Origin of the sequence: Cohnella sp. OV330, assembly GCF_900112065.1 — a bacterium.
Lineage (GTDB): Bacteria > Bacillota > Bacilli > Paenibacillales > Paenibacillaceae > Cohnella.
Genome location: NZ_FOKE01000019.1, coordinates 25,907 through 44,217, shown reverse-complemented (window position 1 = coordinate 44,217; position 18,311 = coordinate 25,907). Strand labels below are relative to the sequence as shown.

At 60.0% G+C, this 18,311-nt stretch carries 17 protein-coding genes; 6 read left to right on the top strand and 11 right to left on the bottom strand.

Going from position 1 to position 18,311, the window contains the following annotated elements; translation table 11 throughout:
* The first annotated feature begins 144 nt into the window (after positions 1-144).
* The 4 genes from BM235_RS30370 to BM235_RS30355 all read left to right on the top strand — a co-directional run bounded on the left by BM235_RS30370 (position 145) and on the right by BM235_RS30355 (position 4,062).
* Positions 145-813, top strand: coding sequence for a DUF559 domain-containing protein (locus BM235_RS30370; RefSeq protein ID WP_090118012.1), 669 nt, complete (start codon positions 145-147; stop codon positions 811-813).
* Positions 814-1,418: 605 nt separating this feature from the next.
* Positions 1,419-2,117 carry a GntR family transcriptional regulator gene (locus BM235_RS30365; RefSeq protein ID WP_090118011.1) on the top strand — a complete coding sequence of 233 codons (699 nt, stop codon included), beginning with the start codon at positions 1,419-1,421 and terminating at the stop codon, positions 2,115-2,117.
* Positions 2,114-3,205 carry a mannonate dehydratase gene (uxuA, locus tag BM235_RS30360; RefSeq protein ID WP_090118010.1) on the top strand — a complete coding sequence of 364 codons (1,092 nt, stop codon included), beginning with the start codon at positions 2,114-2,116 and terminating at the stop codon, positions 3,203-3,205. The genes BM235_RS30365 and uxuA overlap by 4 nt, the downstream gene beginning before the upstream one ends.
* Complete coding sequence (locus BM235_RS30355) at positions 3,202-4,062, top strand: SDR family oxidoreductase (RefSeq protein ID WP_090118009.1); 861 nt, start codon at positions 3,202-3,204, stop codon at positions 4,060-4,062. The genes uxuA and BM235_RS30355 overlap by 4 nt, the downstream gene beginning before the upstream one ends.
* A 355-nt stretch (positions 4,063-4,417) precedes the next feature.
* On the opposite strand, the gene BM235_RS30350 is transcribed toward BM235_RS30355, so the two are convergent.
* From BM235_RS30350 to BM235_RS30320, 6 genes are all read right to left on the bottom strand, one after another.
* Positions 4,418-5,059, bottom strand: coding sequence for a polysaccharide deacetylase family protein (locus tag BM235_RS30350; protein WP_255374671.1), 642 nt, complete (start codon positions 5,057-5,059; stop codon positions 4,418-4,420).
* A gap of 160 nt (positions 5,060-5,219) precedes the next feature.
* Entirely contained in the window at positions 5,220-6,083 is an 864-nt protein-coding gene (locus BM235_RS30345) for an ABC transporter permease (RefSeq protein ID WP_199408946.1), read from the bottom strand.
* Complete coding sequence (locus BM235_RS30340; RefSeq protein ID WP_090118008.1) at positions 6,064-6,843, bottom strand: ABC transporter ATP-binding protein; 780 nt, start codon at positions 6,841-6,843, stop codon at positions 6,064-6,066. Before BM235_RS30340 ends, BM235_RS30345 begins: the two co-directional genes overlap by 20 nt.
* A 4-nt stretch (positions 6,844-6,847) precedes the next feature.
* Positions 6,848-7,945, bottom strand: a complete 1,098-nt coding sequence (locus tag BM235_RS30335; RefSeq protein ID WP_090118007.1) for an ABC transporter substrate-binding protein — start codon at positions 7,943-7,945, stop codon at positions 6,848-6,850.
* A 540-nt stretch (positions 7,946-8,485) separates the two neighbouring features.
* Positions 8,486-9,505, bottom strand: coding sequence for a TetR family transcriptional regulator (locus BM235_RS33040; RefSeq protein WP_369803577.1), 1,020 nt, complete (start codon positions 9,503-9,505; stop codon positions 8,486-8,488).
* A 193-nt stretch (positions 9,506-9,698) separates the two neighbouring features.
* A complete protein-coding gene (locus tag BM235_RS30320) occupies positions 9,699-10,622 on the bottom strand; it encodes a reverse transcriptase domain-containing protein (RefSeq protein WP_158543874.1) in 924 nt (307 codons plus the stop codon).
* A gap of 195 nt (positions 10,623-10,817) precedes the next feature.
* Between BM235_RS30320 and BM235_RS30315 the strand changes: the two genes are divergently transcribed.
* Both BM235_RS30315 and BM235_RS30310 read left to right on the top strand, forming a co-directional pair.
* Positions 10,818-11,249 (top strand): MarR family transcriptional regulator, encoded by a 432-nt coding sequence (locus tag BM235_RS30315; RefSeq protein WP_255374670.1) that lies wholly within the window; start codon positions 10,818-10,820, stop codon positions 11,247-11,249.
* 16 nt (positions 11,250-11,265) lie between these two features.
* The gene (locus BM235_RS30310) at positions 11,266-12,018 is read left to right on the top strand and encodes an SDR family NAD(P)-dependent oxidoreductase (protein ID WP_090118005.1); all 753 of its coding nucleotides are present in this window, start codon (positions 11,266-11,268) and stop codon (positions 12,016-12,018) included.
* 286 nt (positions 12,019-12,304) lie between these two features.
* Here the strand turns inward: BM235_RS30310 and BM235_RS30305 are convergent, their stop codons facing one another.
* From BM235_RS30305 to BM235_RS30285, 5 genes are all read right to left on the bottom strand, one after another.
* Positions 12,305-14,551, bottom strand: a complete 2,247-nt coding sequence (locus tag BM235_RS30305) for an FAD-dependent oxidoreductase (RefSeq protein WP_090118004.1) — start codon at positions 14,549-14,551, stop codon at positions 12,305-12,307.
* Positions 14,552-14,559: 8 nt separating this feature from the next.
* Positions 14,560-15,405, bottom strand: a complete 846-nt coding sequence (locus tag BM235_RS30300) for a carbohydrate ABC transporter permease (protein WP_090118003.1) — start codon at positions 15,403-15,405, stop codon at positions 14,560-14,562.
* 22 nt (positions 15,406-15,427) lie between these two features.
* On the bottom strand, positions 15,428-16,309 hold the full coding sequence (locus BM235_RS30295) for a carbohydrate ABC transporter permease (protein ID WP_090118002.1): 882 nt from the start codon (positions 16,307-16,309) through the stop codon (positions 15,428-15,430).
* 190 nt (positions 16,310-16,499) lie between these two features.
* Positions 16,500-17,285, bottom strand: a complete 786-nt coding sequence (locus BM235_RS30290) for a dienelactone hydrolase family protein (RefSeq protein WP_090118001.1) — start codon at positions 17,283-17,285, stop codon at positions 16,500-16,502.
* Positions 17,286-17,417: 132 nt separating this feature from the next.
* Positions 17,418-18,179, bottom strand: a complete 762-nt coding sequence (locus tag BM235_RS30285) for a metallophosphoesterase (protein ID WP_090118000.1) — start codon at positions 18,177-18,179, stop codon at positions 17,418-17,420.
* Between the last annotated feature and the right edge of the window lie 132 nt (positions 18,180-18,311).

Sequence of the window (18,311 nt, the reverse complement as noted above, 5' to 3'; positions counted from 1 at the left end):
GATTGAATTATGAGCGGGTTATGTTTTGCATATGGACGAATGCCGCATAGCTGCTATAATTCAACGTATGAGACGAAGCACGTCCCTCTTCATTCCAAGCGAATGCAGAAGGGGCGTTTTCTATTTTAGGAGGGTTGACAAGCGATGTCTTTTGAACAAGCGCATGCCGAGTTTATTGAAGCTCATTTGGCCCGTCGTACCGGTGAACGCAGGGGCCGACTAGAACGCGGTCACCGGGAGGCGGAAAAGTTATTTTGTAAAAACGTATGGTGGCGGCTTCGCGGCAATTTCGAAGGGCTGCATCCCGAGTACGAGGTGATGGATTGGCGGGGCATATCCTATTTCTGCGACTTCGTCTGGATTTTTCTGACCTTCAAATTCGTTATCGAGATCAAAGGCTTCGGTTCGCATGTTCGTGACATGGACCGGCAAAAGTATTGCAATGAGTTGAATCGGGAAACGTTTCTCGGCGCAATGGGCTATCAGGTTGTCTCCTTCTCCTATGACGACGTGGTAGCCCGGCCGGATCTGTGCGTTACGCTGCTGCGTATGTTCATCAGCCGCTACCAAGCCGAGGCCGCTCCCGTCGGTCTCGACGGACTTGCGGAACGGGAAACGATCCGCCTTGCATGCAGTCTATCCAGGCCGCTTCGTCCAATCGACGTAGCCGAGCATTTGAAGGTCAACCATCGCATCGCCGTCCGGACGCTCCGTTCGCTGAGCGAAAAAGGACTGTTCGCGCCGTTGTCGGGCGCTCAAGGCAAACATATCGTGAGGTATGAAATGAATCCGGCTGCTGTGAGGCTGCTGTGAGAGATAGCTTCGATGGGGCGTAACTTAGTTCGTCAATTGCTGGATTGTGGGCGGGTTCGTGTGGACAACATGTTGACGCGGCAGTGTTGGTGCGGGTGGCGTGTTGGTGCGGGTGGCGTGTTGGTGCGGGCGGCGTGTTTGTGCGGGTGGCGTGTTTGTGCGGGCGGCGATTTGGTGCTAGTGCATGTTGGTGCGGCGAATCTTGGCGTATCAGCGAAAAGGCGCACTCAACTAAGAAGTGTTTGTTATGAGAAACCTGCGAATATGCAGGCTTTTCAGTGACAACTTCCTGTTTACCGCTAAATTCCCGCGTTTATGCATCTTTTCTAATTCGGTACGCTTCATCTGGGACTGACATGCCGAAAAGCCTGCATATCCGCAGGCATTCAATGCAGCGTCTCTAATAGGCATTTAAAGCCTGCAAATTAGCAGGTTTTTTATCAATGCGGTTGAGCAGGCTTTCAGATTTGGTTGATCTGGCTTTCAGATTTGGTTAAGCAGACTCCCATAAATCCCGTTTTATATCCGGTTTCATAAAACACCTACCACACTACCATACAAGTATGGTAGGATACTGATGAAAGCCCGGAAGGAGTCATGCTGCCATGTATACGAACGGACGCGCACAGGAGCCCTCGGCGCGGGAGACAGTCTACGCGAAGCTGAAGGAACAGATTCTGAATCTGGAGCTGGCCCCCGGCACCGCCCTGTCCGAGAAGGAATCCTCGCTCGTGCTGGGCGTCAGCCGGACGCCGGTTCGCGAGAGCTTCGTGCGTCTCGCCCAGGAGGGCCTCGTGCAGGTGCTGCCGCAGCGGGGGACGTTCGTCTCGCTCATCGATCCCGCGTTGGTCGAGGAAGCCCGGTTCATGCGCGAGCATCTCGAGCGGGCCGTCGTCAGGCTCGCCTGCGCGCATTTTCCCGACGCGCATCTGCACGCGCTGGAGGACAATCTCGCCCTGCAGCTGAAGAGCATCGAGCGCGAGGACGACCGCAGGCTGTTCGAGCTGGACGAAGCCTATCACCGGATTTTGTTCGACGGCTGCGGGAAGCTCAATACGTGGCGCGCCATCGGGCAGATGAACGTCCATTTGAACCGCAGCCGGATGCTGCGACTCGTGGCGGACCGCCATTGGCAGCATCTGTACGAGCAGCACGACACCATCTTTCGGGCCGTCAAGGCCGGCGATGCCGACCGGGCGGAACGCGTCATGCAGGAGCATCTGCTGCTCGGCGTTCGCGATCTGGCGCATCTGATGGACAAGTACCCGCATTATTTCATATCGGGAGGAGACGGCAAGCCATGAGAATGACGTTCCGCTGGTTCGGCACGGGCAACGACACGATCTCGCTTGAGCAGATTCGGCAGATCCCGGGCGTCGAGGGGATCGTATGGTCGCTGCACGACATGCCCGCAGGCGAAGAGTGGCCGATGGAGAAGATTCTGGCTTTACGGGACGAGGCGCACGCAGCCGGACTCAACATCGACGTGGTTGAAAGCGTGAACATCCACGAGGACATCAAGCTCGGACTTCCGAGCAGGGACGCCTACATCGAGAATTACAAGCGAACGCTGGAGAAGCTGGGCCAAGTCGGCGTCAAGGTCGTCTGCTACAACTTCATGCCCGTGTTCGACTGGCTGCGGACCGAGCTGCACAAGGAGATGGAGGACGGGTCCACCGCCCTGTTCTACGAAAAAAGCCGGATCGACAACATCGACCCGTTCGAGCTGGTCCGGCAGATCAACGAAAACTCGGAGCTCACGATGCCGGGCTGGGAGCCGGAGCGGCTCGCGCATTTGACCGCTTTGTTCGAGGCTTATAAAGGCGTTACCGAAGAGGATCTCTGGGAAAACGTGCGATACTTCCTGGACGAGGTCATCCCCGTCGCCGCCCGGTGCGGCATCAAGATGGCGATCCACCCGGACGATCCGCCGTGGCCGATCTTCGGTCTTCCCCGCATCATGACGAGCCAGGCCAACTTCCGCCGGTTCCTCGCGCTGCACGACAGTCCGTACAACGGCATCACGCTGTGCAGCGGCTCGCTCGGCGCCAATCCGGCCAACGATATCGTGTCCATGATCCACGAGTTCGCGGACCGCATCCCGTTCGCGCATATCCGGAACGTGCGCGTATACGAAAACGGCGACTTCATCGAGACCTCCCACCGGACGCAGGACGGTTCGGTCGACATCGCCGGCATCGTGAAGGCGTACCATGACGTCGGCTTCGCGGGCTATGCGCGTCCGGACCACGGCCGCCATCTGTGGGGCGAAGTATGCCGTCCGGGTTACGGGCTCTACGACCGCGCGCTCGGCATCATGTACCTGTGGGGACTGTGGGACGCGGCCGTTCGCGCGGCCGCGGACGCCAAGACCAAGGAGGCTGCCGTATGAGCGGGAATCTCCTTCCGATCCACGAATCGCTCGCGGGCAAGGTCGCCGTCATCACCGGCGGCTCCGGCGTCCTGTGCCGCGTGATGGCCAAGGAGCTCGGCCGCCAAGGCGCCAAGGTCGCCGTCCTTAACCGGACGGTGGAGAAGGGCGAACAAGTCGCCGGCGAGATTCGCGCGGCAGGCGGCACGGCGATCGCCGTCGCCTGCGACGCCACCGACGCGGACAGCGTCCGCGCGGCCGAGGCCGTCGTATCGCGAGAGCTGGGGCCCTGCGACATCCTGATTAACGGCGCGGGCGGCAATCATCCGAGCGCCAACACGACCAACGAGATTTTCCGCCCCGAAGATCTCGGGCAAGAAGGCGTAACCACCTTCTTCGACCTGAGCGCCGCCGGCTTCCGCGGCGTGCTCGACCTGAACTTCATGGGGACGCTCATCCCATCCCAGATATTCAGCCGTTCGATGGCCGAGCGGGGCAGCGGCGTCATCGTCAACGTCTCCTCGATGAGCGCCCCGTCGCCGATGACGAAGGTGCCCGCATATAGCGCGGCCAAAGCGGCCATCAACAACTGGACGCAGTGGCTCGCCGTGCATCTCGCCGAATCGGGCATCCGCGTAAACGCGCTGGCGCCGGGCTTTTTCCTGACCGAGCAGAACCGCGCCTTGCTCAAAAACGCGGACGGCTCGCTGACGGAGCGGTCCGGCAAGATCATCGCGCACACGCCGATGCGCAGGTTCGGCCAACCGGAGGATCTGCTCGGCACGCTGCTATGGCTCGTCGACGACGCGGCGTCGGGCTTCGTGACCGGCGCATTCATCCCGGTGGACGGCGGCTTCATGGCGTATTCGGGCGTGTGACGGGAGCTTGCGCCTCTTGCATGGAGGGCCGGCTCAGCGCAAGCGCTGTTTCCGGTTGGGACTTCCTTATCGAGCGTAATTGAGACAAGGTTGGGATTGTTCCTGGTCAGAACTTCTTTTTTCAGGAGACTGTCGCGAGAGTTTCATTTATATCCGATTGAGACTTCCTTGTTAAGTAGGGTCGAGGCGTGAATAGAATTGATTCTAGTCAGGACTACTTTTGCGTGGAAGGTTGGCTCGGCGCAAACGTTGTTTCCGATTGAGACTTCTCCCGGCTGCAAATAAGCCCAGCAGGATACGGATCGAAGCGGAGTGTCCGCTCCGACGCCGTATCCTGCTGGGCTTTTTGGATGGGTTACTTCATAGCAAGCAGCTCGCTAGCCGTGACGAACATATAACCTTCCTTTTTCAGCGTCTTCACGAGCACTCGCACTGCCTCCACGGTCTGGGACCGGTCGCCATAGCCGTCGTGGAAGAGTAGGAAGCTGCCCGGCTTCGCGACGGCGAGAGAGACTTCTAAAATATGATCGGCCCCGGGCATTTCCCAGTCCCGCGCAGCGCCGTTCACGCCGCCGATGACCGCGTAGCCGAGTTCGCGCGCGATGCGTTCGACCTTGGCGTCCGTCGCCAGATAGGGCGGGCGAAACGTCGCAGGCTGCACGCCCACCGTCTCGCGGATCAAGTCGCCGGTGCGGACAAGCTCCGCCCTGACGGCTCCCTCGTCCAACTCGGTCAGATTCGGATGCGTGTAGGAATGATTGCCGATCTCATGGCCTTCGGCCTGCACGAGTCGCGCCGTATCAGGATAACGCGCGATTTGGTCGCCGGTCATATAGAATGTCGCCCGGCCTCCTTCCTCGCGAAAAATGTCCAGCATCTGCGGAGTAAATTCGGGGTTCGGCCCGTCGTCGAAGGTGACGGCGATCGCCTTGGCGGCTGTGCCGTGAATCGAGATCATAATTGATGAATACTGGGATTGGGCTTCGGCTTGGCTCATACAGGCAACGTCTCCTTATGTACGAGAAGGATACCGGCGGCTTTCAAGGCTGCCGTTCGCTCCGAGTATATCGCTTAGGGCGCGATCTCGGCAACAATGCGCGGCATCGCCTTCATCCGCCGCGCCGCCGGCTTGCGACGGCGGCGCGGCGGCATGCCGTTTACTCATAGTGATGGCGCCGTAGAGCGAACCTGCCGACGACCGCGACGACCCCGTACAACGCCATGGAAAGCACCGCGAGCATCGCGATGGCGACCATGACCATGTCCATCTGGAACACTTGGCCTCCGTAGATGATCATGTAGCCGAGACCGGCTTTCGACGACAAAAACTCGCCCATGATGACGCCGACGAGCGTCAGACCCACGTTGACCTTCAGCGTCGCGATGAGATTCGGGACGCTTGCGGGCAGCAGCACCATCCGCAGCGTCTGCAACTTGGTCGCGCCGAACGACTCCATCAGCTTCAGCTTCGACTGGCCGATCTCCTTGAAGCCCGACTCGAGCATCATGATCGTGACGATGACCGAGATGGCGATCGCCATGCCGTACACCGAATAGCCGTCCCCGAGCCAAATATAGAAGATCGGCCCGAGCGCTACCTTGGGCAGCGCGTTCAGCACGACCATATACGGCTCGAGCACCTTCGACGCGTATGCGGACCACCAGAGAGCGACCGCGATCGCCGTGCCGAGCGCCATCGACAGCGCCAGGCCGATGACGGTCTCCGACGTCGTGACCCAGGCGTGATGCCACAGCCTGCCTTCGAGGGCCAGGCTTCTGAATGCCGTTACCAGCTGCGACGGACGGCTCGTCAGCATGGCGTCGACCCATTTGCGGTCCGCGGCCAGCTCCCAGACGCCGAGGAACGCCGCGAGCAGCGCGAATCTGGCGAGCCAGACGGCCAAGCGCAAGCGTCGCTGCGCGCGCAAGTACTTCCTGTACTGCGGGGAAGCGGGACCGGCGGAGGAGACGGTTTGACGGTCCTGCGCATCCGGCATTTCGTTATCCCCGTTCGACGACATGACCGTCCAGCTCCTTCCATATCGCGTTAAAATAAGAATGGTAACGGCTCGCTTCACGCTTTTTCCATGGAGACAGCCCTTCGCCCTCGTCGAAACGAATGTCGTGGACGCTGGCGATCGTGCCCGGCCGCTTCGACATGACCATCACGCGGTCGGCCATGCCGATCGCCTCGGAGATGTCGTGCGTCACGAGCACGGCCGTCTTGCCTTGATCCTTGATGATGTGAAAAACCTCGTCGGCCAACGTCAAACGCGTCTGGTAGTCGAGCGCGGAAAAGGGCTCGTCGAGCAGCAAAATGTCCGGCTCCGTCACAAGCGTGCGGATGAGCGCCACCCGCTGCCGCATGCCGCCCGACAGCTGGGCCGGGTTGTGCCCCGCGAACCCGCCGAGACCGTAGCGCTCGAGCAGCTCGAGCGCCTTGCGCTTCGCCTTCTTCATGTCCATGCGCCGGATCTCGGCGCCGACGAGCAGATTGCTAAGCAGGTCCCGCCATTCGAACAGGTGGTCGTGCTGAAGCATGTAGCCCACCTTGGGGGAGGCGCCGCGCACCTCCGCCCCGTCGATCAGCACCTTACCCTTCGTCGGCTTCTGCATGCCCGATACGAGGGAGAGCAAGGTGCTTTTTCCGCAGCCGCTCGGTCCGACGACGCTGATGAATTCCCCGCGTTCGATCGACGCGCGGATGTCGCTCAGCGCCTCGGTTTCCTGCTTCAGCGTAAAATAACTCAGCCCGACGCCCTGCAGCTCGATTTGCGCCATCGGTTCATCCCGCCTCTCCGATCCGCTGGACGAAGCGCATGTCGACGATCGCGTTAATATCGGCGATCTTATCCTCGGCCTTCAGCACGCCGTTGTCGATCAGCACGGTCTGCAGCTTGTCGAACGCTTCGGCGGTCAGCACCGGCGTAGCCGGCCACGTGTCTTGTTGCTGGTAGTGGCGAACCGATTCGACGATCCGTTCCTTCGGCGTCCCCTCGAAATACGGCGATAGCGCCGTCGCGATCTCGTCGTCGGACGCGCTCGCGAGCCAGGCGGTCGCCTTGGCGACGGCGTTCACGAAGCCTTGGACGATCTGCGGATGCTTATCGATATAGTCCGAGGTCGCGACGAACGACGTTTCCGGGAAGTCGCCGAACGTCTCGCCGAGCGAAGCGACGTAATAGGCCTTTCCTTCCGCGATGAGCGTGGAGGCGACCGGCTCGAACAGCTGGATATAATCGCCCTGCCCGCTCGCGAATGCGCCTGCCATCGCCGGCGCGGCGATGTTCGTGACGACGTTCGCCCCTTCTGCGCCCTGGGCTTTGAGCGTCGAAGCCATCACCATCTGGGGCGCGCTGCCGGGACGCCAGCCGATGATTTTCTTGCCTGTGAGCGCGTGCCAGTCGAAGGCGTCTGCCTTGTCGCGGGACAGCAGGAACGAGCCGTCCTTCATCGTCAACTGGTGAAAAATCTTAAGCTTCTTGTCGCCCTGCTGGTTGTAAATATAGATGGCTGTCTCCGGTCCGACGAGCGAGATGTCCGCCGTCCCCGCGATGAGCGCGGCCGCGCCCTTGTCGGAGCCCTGGGCCGTGTTCATGTCCAGCTTCAGGCCCTCTTTTTCGAAGTAGCCTTGGCTGATCGCGGCATAATACGGCGCATAGAAGATCGAGCGGATGACTTCGGAAAATTTGATCGTCACGATCTCCTTCGGCGCATCGGACGCGTTCGGGCTTGGATCGGCGGCGGACGGCGAGGGGGATGCGGACGATGCGGGCTCGGCGCTCGGGCTCGCGGGCTTTTCGTTCGCGCTGCCGCACGACGCCGCGAATGCCAGCAGCAGCGCGGCGAGCAGCAGCAGGACGGGTCTTTTCGGCTTGAACATGTTGATGGCCTCCCTTTGATTTTGGAACGAGACGGGAATAGCGCAATTTTGCGCTATTCCATGGGCAGCATGGCAGCGATGGAGCGAGCGTTGGTCGCTCGTGGGCGAAAATAGCGCAATTTTGCGCTATTCCATGGGCAGCATGGCAGCGATAGAGCGAGCGTTGGTCGCTCGTGGGCGAAAATAGCGCAATTTTGCGCTATTCCATGGGCAGCATGGCGGCGGAGCGAGCGTTGGTCATTCGCGGGCGAGAATAGCGCAATTTTGCGCTATTCGTGTGGTGGGCGAACAGCCTCCTCCTCAGGCGCTGCGAGCTTAGGTCAAGCTCCGTGCGCAGCATCGCATCGCCCGGATACGCGAAGGAAATGCATTATATGCTAGGCGGGCTTTTCCCGCGCCCCGTCCAAGCCCCCGGACCGGCCGATAGGCGATCGCATCGCGAATGGGACGCGAAAAGGCATAAAAAAACGCCGATCAAGCGCATATAGAGACCATCATTCGATGATCGCCATATGCCTTGATCGGCATTTGAGTCGCACTTTAGCGGGAACCGCCCTCCAAGCCCATTCGAATCGCTTCCTGTACGCCTTCCCAGTGCGCCTTCATCTGCTCGCGGGCGGCCGGACCGGACAGCTTCTCCTGATGGATGCTGATCGTGGCGCCTTGCTTGGCCGGGAGCACCCGGATCTGCAGCGTCGACGGCGCTTCCCAATCGCTTTTCATCCATTGCAGCCGCACGTGGGACAAGGGCTTGACGACCGTGAACCTTCCCGAGTCTCCATCCCGCGTCGCGAAGTTCTCCCCCTCGCGAACGACGATGTCTTCGGCTTCCCCGAGCCAGGCCCTCAGACCTTCAGTGCCGGTCAAAAAGCGCCAGGCTGCCTCCACCGTGACCGGTACCGTCCTGCGTACGCCGATCTGATAGCCGGCATCCTTCGTTTTGCCGACCGCGCTCCTCTCTTCGCGACCCGACGTTTTGTCCATTTCCCCGTCACTCCCCCACTCGGCATATTGAGGCGCCAACGCCCGATCGAACAAGTCCGCGCTTGATTCGATGACGTCCGCCATGGACGCTTCGGACAGCGGATCTCCTCCGTACAAGCGCGAAATGAACGCGCCGAAATGCATCCACATAAACGTCATCGCCTGCATTTGCGTATCCGTCTCGACAAGCTTGCCTTTCAACCGCATCTCGTTTAAATAGTCCGTCAGCAGCTCGAGCATCTTCTTCGGATGGCGCTGCGCCTTCTCCCGCACTCCGGCGAGTGCGTCGTCCTTCAGCACGATCAAGTACAGCTTGCGGTTGCGCGCCATGATCTCGTGATAGACGCGGCCGATCGACCTCAGGTCCTCGCCCAAGTCCCAGACGATTTTCTCCTCGAACGCGCTCGTCATCTCGACCGCATAATGGTACCGCTCCACCGCCTGCTCGAGCAGCGTCAGCTTCGTCCCGAAGCGCCGGAACAACGTCATCTCGGAGACGCCTGCCGCCGCCGCGATTTCTTTGGTCGATACGCCCTTGAAGCCTTTGTCGGCCATCAGGTCGATGGCCGCTTGCATGAGCTTTTCTCTGCTGTCGTTCTCGTCCTGCGCGATACGTTCGCCCCCCCTTCCATTGATAGTTAGTGGTCACTAACACTCTTCTCTTAAAGTACCGCTTTTTTACTTCATTTGCAACCCTACTTGATTAATGGCAAGTTAAAAAGCACGCTCCAGGGAACGTGCTTTTCGCGTCGAATTTATAGTAAAGGGATTATTCCGGCGCAAATCGGGTCGTCGTTTTGCCGGAGGCGTTTTTCACGCGGCGGGATCGAAAGGACGAGCCTAAGTATTCGAACGACACGTTCGGATAGCTGCCTTTGCGCGTTCCGTCCTTGCAGTACACGATTTTCGTTTTATCGGGATGAGCGGTCAGCCCGTGCGCCTTCAACCGTCCGCGGATTTGCTTTAACAGCGCCTTGGCTTCCGCTTCGCTTCTGCAATGGCAGACGATGTCGTCGGTGTATCGTTCGAAAGGCACATCGGGATGATTCTTTTGCATCCATGCATCGAAAATGCCGTGCAAATAAAAATTGCCGAGCAAAAAGTTTAATTTGTTGCCCTGCGCGAGTCCCTTCTTCTTTTGGATCAAGGTCCCGGATTTCGTTTTTTCGGGCGCCTTGATCGTGCGCTGCGTGTAGAGCAATACCCACTTGTTCCGGATATGCCGCCTGAGCATATTCATGAGCAGTCGATGATCCACGCTGTCCCCGAAGCTTTGAATGTCCAGTACGACGGTCCAGTCGTATCGCAGACATCGCTTGCCTGCGACCCGGATGGCTTCTTCGCGCGCATGCTGCTTTTGCTTGTGGCCGTACGAATTCGGGTGGAACAGCGCGTCCAGCCGCGGGTACAATTCGTTTTTCAGCATCGTTTGCACGATAAAATCCTTGACCGTGGGAATGCCGATCGCTCGCAATCCCCCCTTGCGCTTCGGGATGAACACCCTTCGGACCGGAGAAGGCCGGTACGTTCCGGCGGTCAATTGCTCGCGTTGTTCGCGCAAATGCTTCGTTAAATTCCGCTTGTAGTCGCCGATCGTCTGCCCGTCTACGCCGACGACTTTGGCTTTTTTGGATTGCTTGAACGCTTCTCGAATCAATCGGGGCGATATTTGATACCGTACGGCGCGTTTCACGCGAACCCCCCTTTGGATGGATGCGGTCGAATCCCTACTGTATATGTGTTCGCGTTTGATTTGATTGTGCGGTATCCCATCCGCCATAGAGGGTTGACGGGGACGCTGAAGTTGGCTACACCAAAATAGTTAAAAGATATTAACTATTCGCCAGTGAATAATTAAATAGATTGAACAATAAATCTTAACGAGGTGATGGGACTGGACAAGCAGGAGACGCTGTCTACGTTGTTCGCGAACCAGATGCTGACGGTCGTCGCGAGCTACGCCAAGCTGCTGGAGAGCCAGATGACGGCGCCCCAGTACTACATGCTTCAGACACTGGCGCGGGAAGACCGGATGACCGTATCGCAATTCGCGAGCTTGCTCGCCGTATCGCTGCCCGCCGTGACGAATCTGAGCGGCAAGCTGGTGAGCAAAGGATATGCGAAACGGGTCGTGTCCGAGGAAGACCGCAGGCAGGTTTTTCTTAAAATCACCGATGCGGGCCGGGCTTTCGAGAAGCGCATGCTGGACAAGTACAAGGAACTGACGAGCGGAATGTGGGACGGTTTTTCGGACGCGGAAATGGATCTGCTCATCGAGGCGTACCGCAAAATGTCGGCGCATTTGCAGACGAAAATATAACGGGAGGTTATCGATCATGGGAAGACTGGAAAACAAGGTCGCGATCGTCACGGGAGCTGCAGGCGGCATGGGAAAAGCGGACGCGCTGCTGTTCGCGCAGGAAGGCGCGAAGGTCGCGATTACGGACCTGCAGGAGGAAAAGCTTCAGGCGGTCGTCAAGGAGATCGAAGCGGCCGGCGGCACCGCGATCGGCTTCAAGCACAACGTCGCGTCCGAGGAGGACTGGATCCATATCGTGGCGGAGGTCGTCAAGGCGTTCGGCAAAATCGACATTCTGGTTAACAATGCGGGCATCTCCAATGCGACGCCGTTCCTCGAGATGACGGCCGAGAGCTGGGACAAGCCGATGTCGATCAACGTATCGAGCGTGTTCTACGGCCAGAAGCAAGTCATCCCGCACATGATCGAAGCCGGCGGCGGCTCGATCGTCAACATTTCGTCGATCGCCGACCTCACGGGCGGCAGCGGCACGGGCCCATACACCGCGAGCAAAGGCGCGGTGCGCATGCTCACCAAGGCGACGGCCGTAGACTACGCGCAGTTCGGCATCCGGGCGAACTCCGTCCACCCCGGCTATATCGAAACGCCGATGACGGCCGGCCTTTTCAACGACGACCGCATGACCCAGTGGGCGCTCTCACAGACGCCGCTCCAGCGGCTCGGCAAGCCCGAGGACATCGCGCGCGGCGTCCTGTTCCTGGCGTCGGACGAATCGTCGTATATTACCGGCGTCGAGCTGCTGATCGACGGCGGCTACTACGCCAAGTAAGCGCGATTCCGAGCGGTTAGCGGGGAGGACAAATAGTTGTCAAAAGGCCACTAATTCATCGCTAGTGTGATCCGGCAATCGGATAGTGGCTAAAAGGTAGTTAATTGCTGATAAAATCCGCAAAAGTCCCGTTGGCGCTCGGAATAAATGCCTTTTGACAACTATTTCACAAGGACAGCTCAATAACGCCACTAATAACTGTTCTTTAGCAGCTATCCCGGAAGCCCGCTAAAAAGCATCGACGCCAGCGCCTCTATGGAACTCGCGTCGATGCTTTTTTTCCTTATTATGCGTATACGCGAATCTCCACCAGCTCCGCACAGGCGGCGCCGTTCGTGCGCTCGACGACGATGCGGACGGCATCCGCCGCCAGCGCTGATGGCAGTTGCACGCGGTTGGCGCGGCGCCGATTGCCGGTAACCGCTGCAACGACCGTCCATTCGCCGCCCATACGGGCTTCGACGCGGTACGCCTCCACAAGCTCGGGGATGACTTCGAACGGCGTGCGGTGATGATGCAGGTTGATCAGGTCCTCGTTCACGTCGTCGTTCCAGGTGAGGCGCACCTCGCGGGCTGAGATCGGCTGCTCCCACTCGAGCGAGAGCCAGGCTTCGCAGTCGTCAAGCGGCTCGGATGCCCATAGGTTCGGTCCGCCGTATGGACGCTTGTAGCCGCCGACGGCCTGCGCCGGCGAATAAGCTGTCGTCTCGCCGAGCACGCGGAAGCAGAACGGCCGCCGGACGAGCTTTTTCATGCTCCACGCGACGACGGGCTGCGTCTCGTCATGGTCCTCGAGCGTCGCCACGGCATGCGGCGCGGCGCCATGTTCGAACGCCAGCACGCCCGTGAGCGGCTCCGCGGCCTGATGAAGCCTGACCGCCGCGTTGCGCCGCACGACGAGAAACGCATTCTGCGGCCGGGACGGCGTCCACGGCAAATCGAACGCCGTCCACTGCAGCTCGCCGTGCGGCACGGCGGCGATCGCAGTGCCGATCAGACCGGCCGGCACATAGTTTTCAGCCCGGCCCGTGTCCCACAGCTCGACGGTCAGCTCCGTATCCGCATCCGCCGATACGAGCAGCTCCAGCCCCCGCATCGACGGATTCACCGGAAACAGAATGCCCGCATCGCGCACGAGCGGATACACGGTCACGGCCTCTTCGACCGCGATCCGCGTCCGCTGCGACGAAGCGCTCACCGCAGCCTGCGGCGCCAGATCGTCCGGGTCTTCGCAGGCAACGCCCACGATCGCCGCGTCCTGGCGCAGCAGCGTCTGCTGCAGCTCCGCCAGATGAGCCAAATATACGTCGCGCGGCGTCGCGCCTTTCTCCGCGCACAGCGCCGCCGCGGTCCCCGCCGCTTCGCCCATGACCGCGCACGTCGCCATCACCCGCGTCGTGCCGAACGCGACGTGCGAGGCGCTGACGTTGCGCCCCGCGAACAGCAGATTGCGCACGTTGACCGAATACAGCGAGCGGTACGGAATATGGTAGACGCCGTCCGCGTGCATATGCTTGGAGCCGCTCTCCTCGGCATACATGCCCTGCGGCGGATGCAGGTCGATCGACCAGCCGCCGAATCCTATCCGGTCATCGAACGGCTCCTGCGCGATGATATCGTTCTGGTTCAGCACATAATCCCCGACGAAGCGCCTGTACTCTCTTTTGCCCGGCATCGAACCGACCCACTCCAGCGTCATCGTCTCCGCGTCGAACTGCCCCGAGTTCTTGATATAATCCCAGATGCCGTAAATAACCGACCACAGCTCATCGCGGATCCGCTCGTTGTCATGCACCGTATCCAGCTCGCCGCCCCATTCGATCCACCAGTAATGGCAGCCCGAATCGCCGCTCTTGATCACTCTCCGAATCGGGATCAGCGTCTGCGCGATGTCCTTGGCGAAGCTCGGCGGCACGAACCGTACCGGCCGGCCCGCGTCCTTCGTATAGAACAGCAGCGTGCTGCCGAGCGTGATGTCGTCCGCGACTTCCGGTGCCCACTCCTCATTAAATTCGCTTCGCGCTTCCCGGCCGAGCCGGTAACGTGCGCCTGCCAGGAAGCCGATCAGCCCGTCCCCCGTACAGTCGAGAAAAATCGGACTCTCGAAGCGGATCCGCCGCTCCGAGCCCATCATCCAGCCGGTGACCGACCTAATCGCCCGGTCCTCCTCGCCGCCTTCCGCCTCCACCTCGTGCACGTCGGTATTCAGAAGCAGCGTGATGTTCGTCTCCGCCCGCACCGCCTCCAGCAGCACCAGATCCCACATGTACGGGTTGCCGTCGGGGTTGCGGTACTGGTTCTCGACGAACAGCTCGCCCATGATGCCCGTCTCGCGTGCGTACCGGTTCGTGCCGTGCGCGGTCGCGCCGCACACCCACACGCGCACCTCGCTGCTCGAATTGCCGCCGAGCACGGGCCGGTTGTGCACGAGCGCGACCTTGCGTCCGAGCCTGGCCGCGGCGATGGCGGCGCAGATGCCCGATAGCCCCCCGCCGACGACCGTAATATCGCTGCTTATCGTTTCCGTGCGCATATGCCGATTCACCCTTTTACCGCAGAATTGGTCAAGCCTTGAATAATGAAGCGCTGGCCGATGACGAAGACCGCGATCATCGGGAGGATGCCGGCCGACGCCGCGGCCATCATGCCGTTATAGTCGACCGTGTTTTCCAAAATGAAGTTTTGCAGGCCCAACGGGACCGTGTACAGCTTCTCGTCGATCAAAAACACGAGCGCGTTCTCGTAGTCGTTCCACTGCCAGGAGAAGTCGATGATCGCGAGCGTCGCGAGCGCGGGCTTGGCCAACGGCAGGACGAGCCGGAAAAAGATGCGGAAGTGGCCGGCCCCGTCGAGAAACGCCGATTCGGAAATCTCGTGCGGGATCGATAAGAAAAACTGGCGCAGCATGAACACCCCGAAAATCGTGAACAGGCCCGGCAGAATAAGCGCCAGATGCGTATTGTAGATGCCCGCCCACTCGAACATGATGAACTTCGGCACGAACAGCACCTGCGGCGGCACCATCATCATCGACAGGTAGATCATGAACAGCGCATTGCGCCCCTTGAACTCGATTCGGGCAAAGCCGTAAGCAGCGAACGCCGACAGAAACGTGGCGCCGACCATGCCGATAATCGAGATTTTGAGCGAGTTGAGATAATACGTGCCGAAGCTCTTCGGCCCGGTCCATACCTTGTGATGATGCGCCCACGTCGGATGCGACGGAATCCATTCGATCGGATACTTGAATACTTCGGCCGGCGTCTTGAGCGACGTGCTGATCATCCACAGGAAAGGAATGATCATGACGATCGCGAGCGCCAGCATGATGACCGTGACGAGCAGCCTTCCGGCCGCGCCGGACGTCAAACTGCGTTTAAGCTCCATCGCTGATGCCCTCCTCGGCGGCTTAATAGTGAACCCATCTTTTTTGACCCAGCCACTGCAGGAGCGTGATGAGCAGAATGATCGCGAACAGCGCCCAGGAGATCGTGGCGGCATAGCCCATGTCGTAGTAGCGGAACGCGTTCTGGTAAACGTAAAGCGACAGGATCGTCGTGCTGTTGCCCGGTCCGCCCTGCGTCGTCGCCTGGATGATGCCGAACGTCTTGATCGTCATGATGAGGCCGGTGATCAGCAGCAGGAACGTCGTGGGACTAACGAGCGGCCAGATGATTTTGCGCAAAATTTGCGTCGGCCTCGCGCCGTCGATCTTGGCGGCTTCGAGCAGCTCGGACGATACCTCCTGCAGCGCGGCCAGGTAGATGATCATGTTGTAGCCAAGCAAAAACCATACCCAGATGATGTCGATCGCGTACATCGAGGACGTCGTGGTCGACAACCAGCCCGGCGGGTGCTCGATGCCGACGCTGCGCAGAAACCCGTTGATCGGCCCCTGCTTCGGCTGGAACAGCAGCATCCAGACGAACGCGACCGCGACCCCGCTCGTGATGTAAGGCATGAAGTACAAGCCCCGCAGCAGTTTTTTCAAATAAATTTTCTGGTTCAAAATGACCGCGACGACAAAGCCGAGCCCGATGGACACCGGCACCGCGAGCAGGAAAACGACCGTGTTGCGCAGAGACAGATAGAACAGGTCGTCGTGCAGCATCCGGACGATGTTGTCAAGACCGACAAATTCGACGTTCGGGCTCATGAACTTGTAATTCGTGAACATGAGGCCGAACGAATAGACGGCCGGGATCAGGAAAAACACCAGCACCCCGAGCATGCTGGGGCCGATGAACACGTAGCCGAGCAGGCGCTGCCTTCTCATCCAGTTGTTGTACATGCGCGTTAACCTCGCTTCTCGAATGAATAGCTCCAGTCTACCAACCGCGCGCCGATCCCATAAGGAACAAATCCATCGTCTTCATCGCACATATCCATGCAAAAAAAGCCGCCCGGGGGGCGGCTTCGAGAGGCGGAAAACATCAAAATGTTCTATTCGGGCGGCGCTGTTTATCCCTTTTTTCGTCCTTTTAACCGTCGCTGCGATGGGCTGCGAACCAGGACAGCGCGTCCTGCAGCATCGTCTCCGTGAACGTATGGCCGACGCCTTCGTACTCGGTCGCGACGAAGCGCTCCGGGCACGGCGCGTATGCATCCGCCAGCGCCGCGCGGAACCGTCGGGCGCCGTCAGGCGGCACGTGACCGTCCTGCGCGCCATTCAGGAAGCGGATCGCCGGCGCGTGAGCGTACAGCGCGGCGTTCGTCAGCGGATTGCATCGCCGATAGCAATTCCAGGCATACGTATCGGGCTCGCTCGGCGCCTCGTCAGATCCAGGACGAAGCCAGTCCGGCGTGGAGATGCAAGCCGCCACCGCCCGGATGCGGCGGTCCAGGCCCGCCGCCGTCACCGCGATGTCGCCGCCCATCGATATCCCGCCCGCCATTACTGCGCCGTCCAGACCGAAGCGCTCGAACGCCCAATCGATAACGCGCGGGTATTCTTCGGCCGTGAGGGCGATCATCGGCCAAAAGTACCGTCGTTTGTTGGCGCCGAGCTTTTGCCGGAACGCCTCCGGTGTCTCCCGCATCCGGTCCCCGTGCTCGTAAGGATCGTAGGAGACGGCCGTGAATCCGGCATCCGCGAACAGACGCAGATGCTCGCGCAGCTTGTCCTTACTCCCCGTTAGTCCCGGCAGCCAAACAACCAGATCCCGACCCGCGCCGGACATCGGGCGCTCCCAGATCAATGGGATATGATCCACGGTCTCGCCGCCGCTCCCGGCCCCCCAACCCTCTTGCTTTTGTCCGTCCCTCACATCTGGTTCCCCCTGATCATTCGTAAATTCATATGAATTGCGGCATTCGAGAGTCGTGAGGCCGTTAAGCGTTCGACAATAACATTTCCCTATTTTCCGCGGATTTTCCTCCTTCTCGGCTCATCGCGATATTCACTGGGAGCTGCGGCCGGCGGTCTGCGGGCTCGCCCTCGTTGCCGGCTCGACGTAGACTTGGGTCACGGCGCCGTCCACGATCTCCAGCGCGTTAAGTTGATAGCCGTACGAGCATCCGCCGTCGATGCCGATCTTGTCGCCGCCGAACCATACGTCGGGCGTATCGTGCAGTTCGATCGCCTTCGTATGGCCGAATACGACCGTCTTGCCGGCCTTTACCGGATGCTTGTAGAACGCCTCGCGGATGAACAAGTAATCCATGACGCTCTGCTGCCGCCAATCCCGGATATCCGGATTCAGACCGGCATGCACGTATATGAAGCGATCGTCCTCGTAGTAATAGGGCAGATGCTCCAGGAATCGAATATGCTCCTCGCAGCATGAGAGAATACGCGCGCGATACTCGTCGACTCGTTCGGGCACGATTTTCGATCTATATTCCTTGCCCAGATAGCTGCCGATCGCCTCGGCGCCTCCCTTTTCGAAAAACTTGCGAAGCTCCTCCGGATGCGCTCGGCCCTGTATCACCCGAACGAAACGCCGATCGTGATTGCCCTGCAGCGCAATCGCGCCGGACTCTCTCACAAGCCGCCGTACGAGAGCGACGGCTTGCCTGCTCCTGGGGCCGCGGTCCACGTAATCGCCCAGCAGGACGAGTTGGTCGCGTTGCGCGTCGAAGCCGCACCTGACGAGCAGCCGCTTTAACTGCTCCGCACAGCCGTGGATGTCGCTGATCGCCAGTGTACGTGTCTTCTTCATGACGGCCGCACCTCCTGTGACGGGATTCGCCCGCATACGAAGCGCTTGCGGACGAATCGCCCGTTTTTTGATCCGTATGCCCTTCTTTACCCGCGGCGGCGCGATTCGTATGCAAGGCGGGCGGACAATCGA

Excerpts from the sequence above, each read along its gene's own strand:
- BM235_RS30370 (WP_090118012.1), top strand. The coding sequence starts at position 145 with ATGTCTTTTGAACAAGCGCATGCCGAGTTTATTGAAGCTCATTTGGCC.
- BM235_RS30365 (WP_090118011.1), top strand. The coding sequence starts at position 1,419 with ATGTATACGAACGGACGCGCACAGGAGCCCTCGGCGCGGGAGACAGTC.
- uxuA (WP_090118010.1), top strand. The coding sequence starts at position 2,114 with ATGAGAATGACGTTCCGCTGGTTCGGCACGGGCAACGACACGATCTCG.
- BM235_RS30355 (WP_090118009.1), top strand. The coding sequence starts at position 3,202 with ATGAGCGGGAATCTCCTTCCGATCCACGAATCGCTCGCGGGCAAGGTC.
- BM235_RS30350 (WP_255374671.1), bottom strand. The coding sequence starts at position 5,059 with ATGAGCCAAGCCGAAGCCCAATCCCAGTATTCATCAATTATGATCTCG.
- BM235_RS30345 (WP_199408946.1), bottom strand. The coding sequence starts at position 6,083 with ATGTCGTCGAACGGGGATAACGAAATGCCGGATGCGCAGGACCGTCAA.
- BM235_RS30340 (WP_090118008.1), bottom strand. The coding sequence starts at position 6,843 with ATGGCGCAAATCGAGCTGCAGGGCGTCGGGCTGAGTTATTTTACGCTG.
- BM235_RS30335 (WP_090118007.1), bottom strand. The coding sequence starts at position 7,945 with ATGTTCAAGCCGAAAAGACCCGTCCTGCTGCTGCTCGCCGCGCTGCTG.
- BM235_RS33040 (WP_369803577.1), bottom strand. The coding sequence starts at position 9,505 with ATGCAAGCGGCCATCGACCTGATGGCCGACAAAGGCTTCAAGGGCGTA.
- BM235_RS30315 (WP_255374670.1), top strand. The coding sequence starts at position 10,818 with ATGGGACTGGACAAGCAGGAGACGCTGTCTACGTTGTTCGCGAACCAG.
- BM235_RS30310 (WP_090118005.1), top strand. The coding sequence starts at position 11,266 with ATGGGAAGACTGGAAAACAAGGTCGCGATCGTCACGGGAGCTGCAGGC.
- BM235_RS30305 (WP_090118004.1), bottom strand. The coding sequence starts at position 14,551 with ATGCGCACGGAAACGATAAGCAGCGATATTACGGTCGTCGGCGGGGGG.
- BM235_RS30300 (WP_090118003.1), bottom strand. The coding sequence starts at position 15,405 with ATGGAGCTTAAACGCAGTTTGACGTCCGGCGCGGCCGGAAGGCTGCTC.
- BM235_RS30295 (WP_090118002.1), bottom strand. The coding sequence starts at position 16,309 with ATGTACAACAACTGGATGAGAAGGCAGCGCCTGCTCGGCTACGTGTTC.
- BM235_RS30285 (WP_090118000.1), bottom strand. The coding sequence starts at position 18,179 with ATGAAGAAGACACGTACACTGGCGATCAGCGACATCCACGGCTGTGCG.